Origin of the sequence: Algoriphagus yeomjeoni, from assembly GCF_049821175.1 — a bacterium.
Classification (GTDB): Bacteria; Bacteroidota; Bacteroidia; order Cytophagales; family Cyclobacteriaceae; genus Algoriphagus; species Algoriphagus yeomjeoni_A.
Genome location: NZ_CP187512.1, coordinates 854565 through 868845, shown reverse-complemented (window position 1 = coordinate 868845; position 14281 = coordinate 854565). Strand labels below are relative to the sequence as shown.

Annotated in this window: 10 protein-coding genes; 5 read left to right on the top strand and 5 right to left on the bottom strand. The window is 40.2% G+C overall.

Features of this window, described 5'->3' with window-relative positions; genetic code table 11:
- Positions 1–14: 14 nt before the first annotated feature.
- Complete coding sequence (locus tag ACPUEN_RS03385; protein ID WP_425638461.1) at positions 15–341, top strand: helix-turn-helix domain-containing protein; 327 nt, start codon at positions 15–17, stop codon at positions 339–341.
- A gap of 108 nt (positions 342–449) precedes the next feature.
- Here the strand turns inward: ACPUEN_RS03385 and ACPUEN_RS03380 are convergent, their stop codons facing one another.
- Positions 450–4379 carry a T9SS type A sorting domain-containing protein gene (locus tag ACPUEN_RS03380; RefSeq protein ID WP_425638459.1) on the bottom strand — a complete coding sequence of 1310 codons (3930 nt, stop codon included), beginning with the start codon at positions 4377–4379 and terminating at the stop codon, positions 450–452.
- A 122-nt stretch (positions 4380–4501) separates the two neighbouring features.
- Entirely contained in the window at positions 4502–5596 is a 1095-nt protein-coding gene (locus ACPUEN_RS03375) for a DUF1573 domain-containing protein (protein WP_425638457.1), read from the bottom strand.
- Between the two features lie 70 nt (positions 5597–5666).
- On the opposite strand from ACPUEN_RS03375, the gene trpS reads away from it, so the two are divergent.
- On the top strand, positions 5667–6641 hold the full coding sequence (trpS, locus tag ACPUEN_RS03370; RefSeq protein WP_425638454.1) for a tryptophan--tRNA ligase: 975 nt from the start codon (positions 5667–5669) through the stop codon (positions 6639–6641).
- Between the two features lie 436 nt (positions 6642–7077).
- Here the strand turns inward: trpS and fabF are convergent, their stop codons facing one another.
- The 3 genes from fabF to ACPUEN_RS03355 all read right to left on the bottom strand — a co-directional run bounded on the left by fabF (position 7078) and on the right by ACPUEN_RS03355 (position 10041).
- The gene (gene fabF, locus ACPUEN_RS03365; RefSeq protein WP_425638451.1) at positions 7078–8331 is read right to left on the bottom strand and encodes a beta-ketoacyl-ACP synthase II; all 1254 of its coding nucleotides are present in this window, start codon (positions 8329–8331) and stop codon (positions 7078–7080) included.
- Between the two features lie 233 nt (positions 8332–8564).
- On the bottom strand, positions 8565–8987 hold the full coding sequence (locus tag ACPUEN_RS03360; RefSeq protein ID WP_111610375.1) for a hypothetical protein: 423 nt from the start codon (positions 8985–8987) through the stop codon (positions 8565–8567).
- Between the two features lie 73 nt (positions 8988–9060).
- Positions 9061–10041 carry a zinc-dependent alcohol dehydrogenase family protein gene (locus ACPUEN_RS03355; RefSeq protein ID WP_425638449.1) on the bottom strand — a complete coding sequence of 327 codons (981 nt, stop codon included), beginning with the start codon at positions 10039–10041 and terminating at the stop codon, positions 9061–9063.
- A gap of 111 nt (positions 10042–10152) precedes the next feature.
- On the opposite strand from ACPUEN_RS03355, the gene ACPUEN_RS03350 reads away from it, so the two are divergent.
- The 3 genes from ACPUEN_RS03350 to ACPUEN_RS03340 all read left to right on the top strand — a co-directional run bounded on the left by ACPUEN_RS03350 (position 10153) and on the right by ACPUEN_RS03340 (position 14270).
- Positions 10153–10920 carry an SDR family NAD(P)-dependent oxidoreductase gene (locus ACPUEN_RS03350; protein WP_425638447.1) on the top strand — a complete coding sequence of 256 codons (768 nt, stop codon included), beginning with the start codon at positions 10153–10155 and terminating at the stop codon, positions 10918–10920.
- 8 nt (positions 10921–10928) lie between these two features.
- A complete protein-coding gene (locus ACPUEN_RS03345) occupies positions 10929–11807 on the top strand; it encodes a 3-hydroxyacyl-CoA dehydrogenase (RefSeq protein ID WP_425638445.1) in 879 nt (292 codons plus the stop codon).
- A 75-nt stretch (positions 11808–11882) separates the two neighbouring features.
- On the top strand, positions 11883–14270 hold the full coding sequence (locus tag ACPUEN_RS03340; RefSeq protein WP_425638442.1) for a 7TM diverse intracellular signaling domain-containing protein: 2388 nt from the start codon (positions 11883–11885) through the stop codon (positions 14268–14270).
- Positions 14271–14281: the final 11 nt, after the last annotated feature.

Sequence of the window (14281 nt, the reverse complement as noted above, 5' to 3'; positions counted from 1 at the left end):
AAACACTTACTCAGATGACAACTAAAGAAATTAAGACATATTCTCTTTCCGAAATGAAGGATAAATATGTCGGAGAAGCTGGAACTACAGACCGCGACCAATACGAATATGAATTAAGCATGGACGTTCTGGGCAAAATGATTAAATCTGCAAGGCAGGAAAGAAAACTGACACAAGAAGAACTTGGTCAGCTAGTTGGAGTTCAGAAAGCTCAAATATCCAAACTGGAAAGCAGTGCAAATAGCGCAACTATCGACACTATTTTGAAAGTATTTAAAGCACTCAAAGCAGATATCAATTTTAATGTAAAACTTGAAGACAATTTCATCAAACTCGCTTAATTTAACTTAAGGCAAGTTAAGTTTTAAGTAGTTTGATTTGTTAGTTACAAATTATAGAAAAGCCTCACAAAATGATTTTGTGAGGCTTTTTAAATGACAATTGAATTCCTACTGCTTAATCAACCTCCCTACAAAAACTCGATTATCCTGGCTTTCGACCATAATCACATAAGTTCCTGCAGAAAGTCTAGCTATGGCAAGTGTAACAGCATTCGAACTTTGACGAATTACCTCCACACTGGAGCTGACATCCTTACCGCTATTATCAAAAATTCGCATAGAATTCTCCGCAAACTCCAGATCTCCCAAGGCTTGGACTTCCACTTGAGAAGAAGCCGGGTTAGGATAGATTTTCAATTCCTCAGATACTAAGATTCCAGGATTGAAAATTCCTGAGATAGTCATCGTAACTGCAGCAAGTCGCGTGGTACAACCGGCCTCATTGGTCAATTCTACAGAGAATTCACCCATTTGATTTACTGTCAACATTCGCTGTGTATCTCCAACCAATTTCTCTCCATTTCTGTACCATTGATAAGCGTAATTACCTTCTGGAGCCCTTAGAATATTACCGTCCACAGCGATCTCTCCATTAGGCTTAGCCTCAGTTTTCACTTCGAATTTGGTAGTTTCTACCAAGCAACCACCAGCTAATCGAACTATGGCATGGTAACCTCCTCCCTCGGCTATTTCCAAGGTTTTGCCTGTTGCTCCAGTAATCTCAGTTCCGTTTCTTCTCCATCTTACCACTTCGAATTCAGCTTCTGAAGTCAAAGTCAGTGTTTTATTATCTCCAGCGCAAATAGAAACCGGACCAGTAATTTTCACGTCTGCAGTGGCAGTTTCTTTTACAATAAAATCAGCTGTTTCAACTAGACATCCACCTTCCGTTCTTACGATAGCCTGATAGGTTCCAGCACTCTCGATTTCCAATGTTTTTCCGGTGGCTCCAGTTATCTCGGTTCCATTTTTTCTCCATTTCACTACTTCAAAGCCAGCTTCAGATTTTAGCTCCAAAGTTTGCTTTACACCCGCACAAATGGATTCAGAGCCTGTAATCGTGGCTGGTGTGGCATTAGCTGCCTCGACAATAAAATCAGCCGTTTCAACTAGACATCCACCTTCCGTTCTTACGATAGCCTGATAAGTTCCTGCACTCTCGATTTCCAATGTTTTTCCGGTGGCTCCAGTTATCTCGGTTCCATTTTTTCTCCATTTCACTACCTCAAAGCCAGCTTCAGATTTTAGCTCTAACGTCTGCTTTGTACCAGCGCAAATGGATTCTGAGCCAGTAATTGTCACTGGCTTTGCACTAGCTGCCTTGACTATAAAGTCTGCGGTTTCAACTAGACATCCACCTTCCGTTCTTACGATAGCCTGATAGGTTCCTGCACTTTCGATCTCCAATGTTTTTCCAATGGCTCCAGTTATCTCGCTTCCATTTTTCCTCCATTTCACTACTTCAAAACCAGCTTCAGATTTTAGCTCCAAAGTTTGCTTTGCACCCGCACAAATGGATTCTGAGCCTGTAATCGTGACTGAGTTGGCATTTGCAGGATATACGATGAATTTCTCCGTTTCAAAAAGACAGCCTCCAACATATCGAACTATAGCATGGTAACTTCCACTTTCTTCGATCTCCAAAGTTTTTCCGGTTGCACCACTTATTTCAGTACCATTCTTTCGCCATCTCACCACTTCAAAAGGTGCATCTGACTTCAATGTCAAGGTTTGCTTAGTTCCACCACAAATAGAATTAGAACCAGCGATAGTGACAGGGCTAGAAGTAATACCTTTCACCACAAGTACAGCGGATTTTTCAGTTACATTCCCCGCATTATCCACGGCTCTCAATTCAACCTTAATCTCTTTCCCCACATCCTCACAAGTGGCTTTTGTTTTGTTTAAGGTCACTTCCTTGACGCCACAATTATCAGTAATTAATTGAATAAAATCCTCTGGACTCAACTCTACCTGACCTTTGGTCAGATCAAGCTCAAGTACAAGATTTTTGGTTTCTAGAACTGGCGCTATTTTGTCTTGAACTACTACCTCAATCTTATCCTCCCAAGTATTTCCCTTATCGTCTTTGACAAGGACAGTGACCTCTTGAGCGCCTAGATTTTCACAGGTAAAGTCAGACTTACTTAATGATACCGTGTATATAGAACTGATTGGCCAATTCGTAAAAACCTGTTCAGGGGTTAAGGTTGCTTTTCCTTCATTTGAAAGCTCCAGCTCTACCCTTTCTTTCACCTGAGGCCTTTCCTCGATAATCCTGAGAGGAATTTTCAAGCTCACCTCATCATTATAAACTCTGCGTTCTATTTTCTGCAGGTTATAGTTTTGATCCATAACTGGGAAAACATAGACAGGAATAAAATTAATCAAAGCAAACTCCTGATCTCCTTCAACCTTTTTCTCCAAGTTCACTTCCAGGTGTCCGTAATGCTTTCCTCCATCAACCAAAACGGGGTTAGCGCCAGAAGTATTCCATTGCTCCACAGAACTCTGATCAGCTGTCCATTTTCGATAAGGATTGTAATCAAGTGTGTTAAAAGGATTACCTAACCAATCTCTCTTTTCCCCTCTCATTCCATCACCAGCTACACCTACATCATAATATAAGATCCCTTTTCCATCTCCATCCTCATCTACAAAGCTTCGCTCGAATATTTCATCATGTCCAGAAAAGACCGCTATTACGCCATAATTTTCCAGCAATGGATTCAAGACCCGCAAAGGTGTTCCTACCTGCCCAACAGAAAGTTCATGATTCATCGGCACGCCGTGCTCACCAGAGGAATAAGCAATGTGGTGATATTGAACAAAAATCAACTGTCCATTTTCCTTGGCATCTTTCAGATTTTCTTCCAGCCATAAATACTGATCGGATCCGGGTTCAAAACCACTTAAATCATTACCCCCTGCAGCATTGTATTGAGCAAGCGTGTAGTTTTCCTGGGTATCTGTACCGGGTAAAGTGTATTGCTTGCCAGTAAGTTTTGGTTGTCCTTCAAAATCAGCGGCAGTCTGATCAGGCGAACCATTGCTGGAATCCAGTGTCAAAATAGTCACAGGACCATAATCAACTCTGTAGTAGCTCTTCTTATGCTTCTGCAAAGGATCTTCAATAGGTGTTTCAAAATAAGTGTGGAAACGATTTCTCCCTACAACCGGAAGGAACTCCCCTCTTTCATTATTTCCGTATCCACCACTAATAGCTCCATAGGACTCCCAATTACCTAGGGCTGGTATGATTGCATAACTGGACAACCCTTTTCCCAAATCCCCTGCATTCTGTCTAAAAAACTCATCCCAAGCGGGCTGATAGCCTGCTCCCTGCACCAAATCTCCTGGCATGATGATAAAATCAGGATCGCGTTCATTGATGATTTTAAGATTTTCTTTATAGCCAACTTCCTCAGTCAGCATGTAATTTGGTAGCTCTATTCCTTGTTCTACTGTGCTACCAAACTTTTGTTTCCAAAGTTCTGGGACAGTCGAAATTGGTCTAAAAAGTGGATTTCCTGGATACCAAGCTCTGTTGGTCACTCTTCCTCTTGGGTCTGTCTCAGAGTCAGCCAAAGCCATAAACCTAATCTTATCCCAACTAGCCTTCGTGGCCGGCATAGCAAATGATCCTGCATAGTCTACTCCTCCGAGTTTCACTACATAGTTTACAGCAACTCCAGCCGGCAAATCAATAGGCATTCTATAGCGAAAAACCTGATCACTTTTTATCCAGCTGCCTTGGTCTAAGCCATTAATAACTTGATTTTTTTCCTGTGAGGTATAGTAAATATTCGGTACAGACTCACCTGTTACTTCACCTTCATAAAGTACTGACCCATAGCCTCCTGTAAGTTTAATAGAGCTAGCTGCCAGAGAATTGCTAAACCAAGTCAACTGCATCTTACCCTCTCCATAAACTTGCAAATAGGGGTATATTCTGTAGGGATTTACTTCAGTGACTTTTAGGGACATAAAAGTCAAGCATATCAACAATCCAATACTAAATAGTAATTGCTTTTTCATGATTAAACAATAAAAGTAGGCTAAACAAAGCTAAACGATAATTGCATGGAATACAGGATGTAAGCAGAAATTATCGCTCTATTTGTTTTAATTCAAAAAATCTAATCTCGTGAAATGTCTGTCTATTCCACCCTACTTTTCAATAAGAACAACTGAACTGGATTCAACGGGTCATTACTGAAAATGTAGATATTACGCTGATCTATTCCTTGCCTACCTTTTGGGTTAAAAGTCACCTTTAAATAAATTGATTCCCCAGGGTCAAGAGTAGTTTTTGGCATTTCAAGCTTCAGACAAGTACAATTGCCTTGAATCTTCTTTATTTCCAAGGGCTGTCTTCCTTTATTCGTTAGAAGGACTTCTTTTTCCTGAATCGACGAACTTTTGATTGTTTTCAAATCGATCTCCTTAGGGTCTATTACCAGTTGAGGGACTTGCTTCAGATCATCCTTAGAAAAAGGGGCATAATATTCGAAAACATCTGCCAAAACGGTTAAAACAATAAACCCTGTTGTATCCTGCCAAGTAAGTGAAACTTGATCTTCGAAATACCCTAAATCATTTTTCATCGCTCCATCATAGGCTACCTGAAGTAATCCGCGATCATTCGGCATGATAGAATCCGTAAGCTGACTAATTTGTATATATTCCGGCCCTACGAAAGTTAGACTGTCTTTATAGAAAGGCTTTTCTCCAAAATTATATACCTCCACCTGCTTTAGTTTTGGTACATTGGTAAAGACTTCACCGACATTGATTTTCTCCAGTCGAAAGCCTAAATCCCCTTTCCTGGCCCTATAAGTTCCTTCTGGATCACTTGCTCTTGGAATCGCATTTCCTTCTATATAAAGCGTGTCCTGAACTCCTTGAAGATTGCCTTTTACCACAATCATTCTAGAAAAAAAACCTGCACCTGATGATGGGTCAAATGAAACTCTCAAAGTTCCACTTTCTCCTACCACCAAAGTATCCTGAGTGTATTCTACCGTAGTACAACCACAATCAGTCACTACTGTCTCAATATAAAAAAGAGAATCCTGTGTATGTGTGAATTCAAACTCAGCTATCTGCGGTCCCTGCTCTTCCAAGACTGTTCCCAAATCCACTTTATTCACCGTCCAAATGACCTTCGGAGTGATAGTCTCTTGAGCCAGTGCGAGTTGGGAGAAAAAACAGAGAATTAATAGAGTATACAGGGTCGTTTCTATTCTAATCATGCCCGCAATTAACGCATAATTTCAAACGTATTAAGGACTGTTTTACTTAATTTGCAGCAAAATCAGACCAATGGCAAGAGTATTAACAGGCATTCAAAGCAGCGGCAGACCACACTTGGGAAATATCCTAGGCGCGATAGTCCCAGCGATTGAATTGATCAAACAGAACAAAGAAGAATCGTACATTTTTATTGCAGACTTGCATTCGCTTACCACTTCAAAGGATGGCGAGGTTCGTAAGCAAAACACACTTGCAGTGGCTGCGGCTTGGCTGGCTTTCGGTTTAGATATAGAAAACACTACTTTTTACCGTCAATCTAGAAGACCAGAAGTAGCGGAATTGACTTGGTATCTAAACTGCTTCACTCCTTTCCCTATGCTTGCAAATGCACATAGTTTTAAGGATAAAGCAGAGCGACTAGCTGATGTGAACGCCGGGCTTTTTACTTATCCGGTTTTGATGGCAGCTGATATCCTACTGTATTCAGCGGATTTAGTCCCTGTGGGAAAAGACCAGATGCAACATCTGGAAATGACACGTGATATTGCTTCTACTTTCAATAGAATCGTAGGCGAGGATATCCTGACTATTCCGGAAGCTAGAATTGATGAAGTGGTGAAAACCATACCAGGCACAGATGGTCAGAAGATGAGTAAGTCGTACAATAACTTCATCGATATTTTCCTTCCGGAAAAGGCTTTAAAGAAAAACATAAATAGCATCGTAACTGACAGTAAGGAACTGGAAGAACCAAAGGATCCTGACACAGACAATGTTTTCAAGCTATACAGCTTAATCGCATCAGAAGAGCAAACTAAGCAGATGCGAGCTAACTACGAAGGAGGAAATTATGGCTACGGACATGCTAAGAAAGAATTCCTTCAGTTGATTTTGGATAAGTATAAAAAAGAGCGCGAGCTATTTGATTTCTATATGAATCATCCGGAAGAAATAGAAATGAAGCTTGCTGCCGGAGAAGAGAAAGCGAAAGCTGTCGGAGCACAATTGCTAGACAAAGTAAGAGTAAAGCTAGGGTTTAAGTAAGTTCTCTCTCCCGATAGAATATCGGAGACGCAACGGCGCAACGTTTTAAAACTTTGAGTGTAGTCATCCTGAGTCTTAAATATTCTGCGAACATACAATAACAGAATGACAGTAATTTGTTTTGGAACATTAAGCTTAGTCACCTTGAGCGAAGTCGAAAGGTCCTCGACTCCGCTCGGACTGACGCGCTATTAGTGCACTTAAGCCAATCTGTCATTGGTAGCGAAGTCGACGGATCCTCGAAGGTTTGATTTCATATTTTATTAAAAATGGCTCCGTCACTATCTGACGGAGCCATTTGTATTTGATTACTGATCGTACCGATTCAAAAACATACTACAATAAATTCCTTTGCGGAATTCTTCGCGTCCTTTGCGACTTCGCGGTAAAAAACAAAATCCTTTGTAGGTCTTAAAGACCTCGAAGGTTAGGAAACCTATACAAACTCTTTAAATACCACCGAAGCATTGTGCCCACCAAAGCCAAAAGTATTACTCAAGGCTACTTTTACCTTTTTCTCGATTGCTGTTTTCGTTACGATTTGAATTCCTTCAGGAATAGCTGGGTCTAGATTTTCAGTATTGATCGTTGGGGGCACGATCCCCTCATTGATAGTCTTCACGCAAAATATCGCTTCTATCGCTCCAGCCGCTCCCAACAAATGTCCTGTCATGGATTTTGTGGCTGAGATATGCATGTTGTCATAGTCACCATCCAGCAATCTGGCTATTGCTTTAATTTCACTTAGATCACCCGTTGGCGTGGAAGTCGCATGTGCATTGAGGTAATCTACATCCTGCATAGCTAAACCAGCCTCTTCCAAGGCAAACTTCATACACTGATGTGCTCCGGCACCTTCAGGATGAGTTGCTGTCAAATGATACGCATCGGCAGTCATGGCTGCGCCTACCACTTCCCCGTAAATTTTGGCACCACGTTTTTTCGCATGTTCATATTCTTCCAGAATCAAAGCTGCTGCTCCCTCTCCCATCACAAATCCATCTCTGTCAACATCAAAAGGTCTTGAAGCAGATGTTGGATCCTCATTTCTAGTAGAAAGTGCTTTCAAAGCATTAAAACCTCCCATTGAGGCTTCAGTGATTGGCGCGTCCGAACCACCAGTGATGATCACTTTTGCTTTTCCCCACTTGATATAATTGAATGCATCCATGATCGCACTGTTGGACGAAGCGCAAGCCGTCACAGCAGTATAATTGATCCCCATCAAACCAAACTTCATAGAAATAACTCCTGAAGCCATGTTTACAAGAAATTTCGGATGGAAAAAAGGATTAAAACGAGGAGATCGATCATTAGCTATAAATTCACTCATCTCCTTTTCGAGTGTATTCATTCCGCCTTGGCTAGTTCCCCAGATAACACCTGCATCAAATGGAGAGTTTAATTTGGAAACATCCAATCCTGAATCCTCCATCGCCTCTGCAGCAACATATAGGGCATATTGGGTAAAAAGATCAGATCGTTTTATATCATTTCGATCAAGCCTGAGCGTAGGATCAAAATCCTTTAATTCACTTGCAAAACGGGTTTTGAAATTCTCTGCATCAAAATAAGAGATTTTACCCGCACCACTTTTTCCTTCCTTTGCACTCTGCCAATTGGACTTCACATCATTTCCAAGCGCTGATAACGCTCCCAAACCTGTGATTACTACTCTTTTTGAATTCATTACTTTAAATTTTCTATGCTTCGAAAAAGCCAACAAACTTTAGGATGAAGCCTTTAATTCGAATGACAAAGGTAAGCGCAACTTTTAACTAAATAAACTTGACTTACATGACTGGACAAAATCCCTCTCAAATAGAAAAACCTGGCTATTCACCAGGTCTTTATTATTGATCATACCATGAATCTAGATTCTGAAATCTAACATCTTGATACTTATGTCTTGATACTATAGAATTATCTGCTTCTCCAAAGGTCTTTCAATTGTTTCCCATTAATCAGCATTACAAACCGAGCTGGATTCGGGATCAAAACAATGCGAACATCCTGTTTATCAAACTGCTCAGATTCAATCGGAACACCTTGCTGGCCTGAGACCTCATAGCTAACTATGCCATTTGCATCAGGCAAAAGTGGCTTATAAACGTTTGCTATGTATGCCGTTGGCAAAAGTATGTCCGTGTCAGACTGCAACTTATCTTGAATTTTCTCAATTTCGGCTTCAAGTCTATCCTCATAGTTCTCATTGAAATCATCTTCCAAGTCATGAATTGCCTCTTCTAGATCGTCATAGCTTTCGTCACTATAATCCATAGCTGCAAGTTGATTTCTTTTTTCTACTATTTCGGTAAGCTCTTTATCCAGCGTATCCCAATTCATTCTGTTCAGTTTTTTTGATTTGAAATGCAAAGATGGGGAATCCCTTTTTTTATGAAGAACTATTTCAAAGAAATTAACTCACCAAGAGGATTTTTCCATTTCTGCCAGGCTTATTATAAGCTGCTATTGCCGCTTTTATTTCTGAAAGCGGAAACTTCTCAGCCACTTCTGCCTTTGAATCATCTTTCATCAAAAAGGCCTGCGTCTCTTTATATAGTTTCGCTCTTTCCTCACTGCTAATTCTTTGTAGCAAACTACTCAACCAAAACCCTTCTATTTTAACTTCCTTGAAAATCATCATCCCTGTGTTTAAAGACATATTTTCCAAGCTTAAAACACCAAAAACATACATAGTCCCTAGTTGCTTAATGCAGGTCAGAGCCTTTGCTCCAAGTTCTCCACCTACCGCATCAAAAACTGCAGTAACACCTACTTCTGTGACTTCAGTGATCACTTTTCTCAAATCTTCTTTCTCGGTGTTAACTACTAGATCTGCACCCAAATCAGTCAAATACTTTTTTTGCTCATCATGCCGAACGGTACATGCAACTCGTATACCTTTAGACTTTGCTACCTGAATTGCAAATTTCCCAAAAGCCGAAGCTCCCGCAGTCAGCAAAAGCCATTCTCCTTCCTTTAAAGCAGATTGGTTGACCATCGCCACGGCGGTTACAGGGTTAACAAATGCTTGGCATCCTACTTCAAAAGGCATCTCATCAGGCATAGGAATTACTTGCTTAGCCGGAAGCGTAATGTATTCTCGCCAAGTACCCATACTCGTACCCTGCGCTGTAAACATAACTCTCGTACCAATTGGCACCCTACCTTCTGCATCAGATTTACTAACAATACCAGCTGCTTCAAACCCTGCACTACTTGGCAAATTTGGTTGGATTCCATACCGGCCTTGGATAAACATCAGATCTGAAGGGTTTATGTTTCTTGCCTTTACTTCTATCTGAACTTCGTGTGGCTTCGGTTCTGGAGCGGGGGATTCTTTGACTTGTAAAACATCCTCAGGCAGTCCAGTCCTTTCAAAAATTACTTCTATCATAGCTTTTTAAGTTTCCAATTCTCTGTTGCTGTAATTTAACTGAGAATAATATCCATTCGTTCAGGCATCTAGTATATCTTTTATATCTTGAAAGTAGAAAAAAAGCAACCTATGGATCTATCAACATTATTCTCACTTGACGGAAAAGTCGCCTTGGTTACCGGAGCTAGTAAAGGAATTGGGTTCAGTATTGCAGAAATATTCGCTGCTGCAGGAGCTAAAGTCGTGCTCTGCAGCAGAAAACAGGAAGCTGTAGACGAGATGGCTGCCAAGCTTCGGGCAAAAGGATACGAAGCCATTGGGATTTCCTGTAACGTGGGAAATATTGAGGAACTTCCACATTTGGTAGAGAAAACTATAGCTGCTTGCGGGCAACTTGATATTTTGGTTAATAATGCAGCAACGAGTCCAGTTTTCGGTCCGGTACATGAAACGAGCTCCGAAGCTTTTGACAAAATCATGAATGTAAACTTGAAAGCTCCTTTTGAACTTTCAAAATTATGCTGGCCACATTTACGAGCTTCAGCTAACGCCTCTGTCATCAATATCAGCTCTATAGGCGGAATTTCCCCTGAACATGGATTAGGTATTTATAGCGTAAGTAAAGCTGCATTGATTTCCATGACCAAAGTATTGGCTAAGGAATGGGGAGAAGCAAAAATCAGGGTTAATGTGATTTGCCCTGGCCTGATCGAGACTAAATTCTCAGAACCACTTTGGTCCAATGAGAAAATCATGAAAATGGTCATGAATCAACTTGCCATCAAGCGCTTGGGATCAGCTCAGGAAATTGGAGCCATGGCATTGTTCTTGGCCTCACCAGCATCTTCCTATACTACTGGATCTGTGCTCACAGCAGATGGAGGCTTCACTATTTAACCTAGATAATGACTATTTCTACTATTGGTATTATAGGCGCTGGCAACCTTGGAACCAGAATCGGATTACAAGCAGCACTGTCAGGCTATAAAGTTAATGTATATGATAATCAGGAGGATAGTCTTAAAAATTCTTTACCAGCTATGAAAAAACTGCTGGCAAAATTGAGTCGAGCAGAGTTGATCAAAGAAGATGAAGGAAAAAAGGCACTGGATAATATCTCCTTTACTTTAGATCTCGAAGAAGCACTAAAACATACAGATTTACTTAGTGAAAGTGTCACTGAAGACCCTGATATCAAAACTGAAGTTTGGAGAGAAATAGGACAACTGGCCCCAGCACATACTATTTTCACCACCAACACATCCTACTTACTACCTTCACAATTTGCAGAAATTTCAGGAAGACCAGAGAAATTCTGTGCTTTTCATTTCCATGATGTTTTTCACTCCAGAGTAGTGGACATTATGCCACACCCTAAAACAGACCAGGCACTTATAAGTGTGTTGGAAGAGGTCGGAAGACAGCTCAATCAAATCCCCATTCTTGTAAAAAAAGAACATTCCGGTTACATCTTCAATACCTTGCTTATAGCTTGGATCGATGCTGCAGGCAGATTACTAACAGGAGAAATTGCAGAGGTGGAAGCAATAGATAAATCATGGATGATTAATTTCAATATGCCTGCCGGGCCATTCGGTATTTTGGACAATGTAGGCTTAGATACAGCTTGGCACATTACCAGCTCACGTAGAAATCCTGCATCACGTGCCTTCGCAGCACTTTTAAAAACTTATGTAGATCAAGGAAAACTTGGAGCCAAATCCGGGGAAGGTTTCTATAAATACCCAAACCCACGATATAAAAGCCCTGATTTTTTACATTAATTCAAACAATTTTGGCATTAAAAAGATCTAATATTAAAAAGACCTCGTACCTATCCCTATCCTTTAATCACCTTTATGAAACATGTTTATTATTGTCTAGCCATAGGCATGCTTTTTATGTTGGTCAGAAATGGTCAGGGTCAACCTACACCAAACCAAGAATTTCCAATCTCCATCCATCACTTGGCTGAAATTGCTCAAATCGATTCTGGAAATTATACTTTGGAGGAATTGCTTGAAAAAGAAAACTCCCTAGCTTTTAATCCCTTAAAAAACACAATTACTGATCTCGGTTTCACTGACAAAACTTACTGGTTGAGATTCTCACTTGAGAATGATTCTGACGAAGAAAAAACCTTTTACTTGGAAACTGGAAGACCAATCACCGACGTAGTACACCTATATCAAGTATCTCAAGGAGCCATTATCTCTGATCAATTGAGCGGAGATTTAATAAAGTTTGAGGATAGACCATTCCAGCATAGAAAGCTTATTTTTCCAATCACAATTGCTCCAAATTCCACTTCAAAATTTTACATCAAATACCAAAGTGACGGAGAAGTAGTTTCGGTTCCTTTACTGTTGAACGATACCTCGTCGCTAGTAAATTCCTCGTTTTTCAATCAACTGATTTTCGGGTTTTTCTATGGGATTCTATTTATAGCGAGTGTAATGTACCTGTTCTTCTACTTTGGAATGCGGGAGTCCAGCTTCTTGTTTTATGTAGCCTATGTAGTATCCATAGCCTTACTTCATTTAAACCTGGATGGGTACTTTTTCCAATATATTACGCTTGAACCAGGTTGGTTTGCCAACCGCTCGCTTTTGATCTTTGCCACATTGAGCTCTATGGCACTGTGTGGCTATAGTTATGTTTACATCATTGCTGGACGACAATCTAAAATCCTTAAGAGCTCCTACCACATCCTGTTTATAGCTCATATCATCCTTTTGGTAGCAATTCTTACTTACGCCGCTGGTCAAGCAATCTATTATCCTGCAGTGAATATTCTGGGCATATTAATTTTGGCACTAATCATATCCACGATTATCTATAGCTACCTTAAGAACATTCGAATTGATTTCTTTTTTACCATAGGTATAGCCTGCTTAACCTTCGGTTTTGTCATTTTTATTTTGAATAATTTCTCTCTGATTCCTAATTCTTTTTTCACTGCGAATGCATCCAAAATTGGGACCGGAGCAGAGATCATATTTCTCTCACTTTCTATGGCAAATAGAATTCGATTGCTAAAGACTGAAAAAGAGGAAATGCAGGAAATTGCATTACTACGCTCAGAGGAATCCAATGAAATGAAATCCTATTTCCTTTCTAACATGAGTCACGAACTCAGGACTCCATTGAATGCGATTTTGGGACTTTCCAAATCAATTATAAGTAGTACAGACGACCCAACTATCAAAAACAACCTAGAAGTAATCCAATTTTCATCGATGTCATTATTGGGCTCTATCAATGATATTCTGGACTATTCCAAAATTGAAAAAGGTGATTTGAAGCTAGCAAATGTAGAGTTTGACTTGTATAAAATCATCCAGGAATTAAAAGTGGTGACTAATCTGAAATCCCGTGAAAAAGGCCTGGAATTCATCTATGAAGAGCGAAATAGCATTAAAACAAAATTGGTTGGTGATCCGATTCGCCTGAAGCAAATCATTTCAAATGTTTTGGATAATGCCACCAAATTCACTCATAAAGGCCAAGTAAAGCTATCGATAAACACGGAAGAAACCCGTGGAAATAAGCTTAGAATCTCCTTAGAGATTGAGGATACAGGAGTGGGAATTGCTAAAGAAAAACTCGATCGGGTATTTGACTCTTTCAGTCAGGAGCAAATCAATGATAAGAGAAAATATGGAGGTTTTGGGATTGGCTTATGCATTGTCAAAGCTTTGGTGGACCTCCATCATGGTAAGATAGAAATCAGCTCTTTGAAAAATAAAGGGACTCAGGTAAGAATAAACCTCGAATTAGAGAAGGCGATAGTCAATTCGCAAAATCAAGAAATGATGACTCCTGCCCAATCTGAGAAACTTATGAAGGACAAGCACCTGCTTGTAGTCGAGGATAATATGGTCAACCAACTCGTGATCAAATCAATTTTAAGAAAATGGAAAGGGGTGACTTTTGACTTTGCAAACCACGGGCTAGAAGCTTTGGAAGCAATGAATTCAAAAATGTATGACGCTGTTCTAATGGACCTGCAAATGCCTGAAATGGACGGTTATGAAGCCACCGAACAGATTCGATCTGGAAATTCAGGTATGAATTCTAGAAATATCCCAATTATTGCAGTAACAGCAGACACAACTGAAAAGACCAAAGCGCGGGTTTTTGCAATAGGAATGGATGATTACATCACTAAGCCGATTGATGCAGATTTACTTTACTCCAGCGTGGAAAAAGCGCTGTATTTGGAAAATATCAAGCTTGATATTTAATTATGAATCAG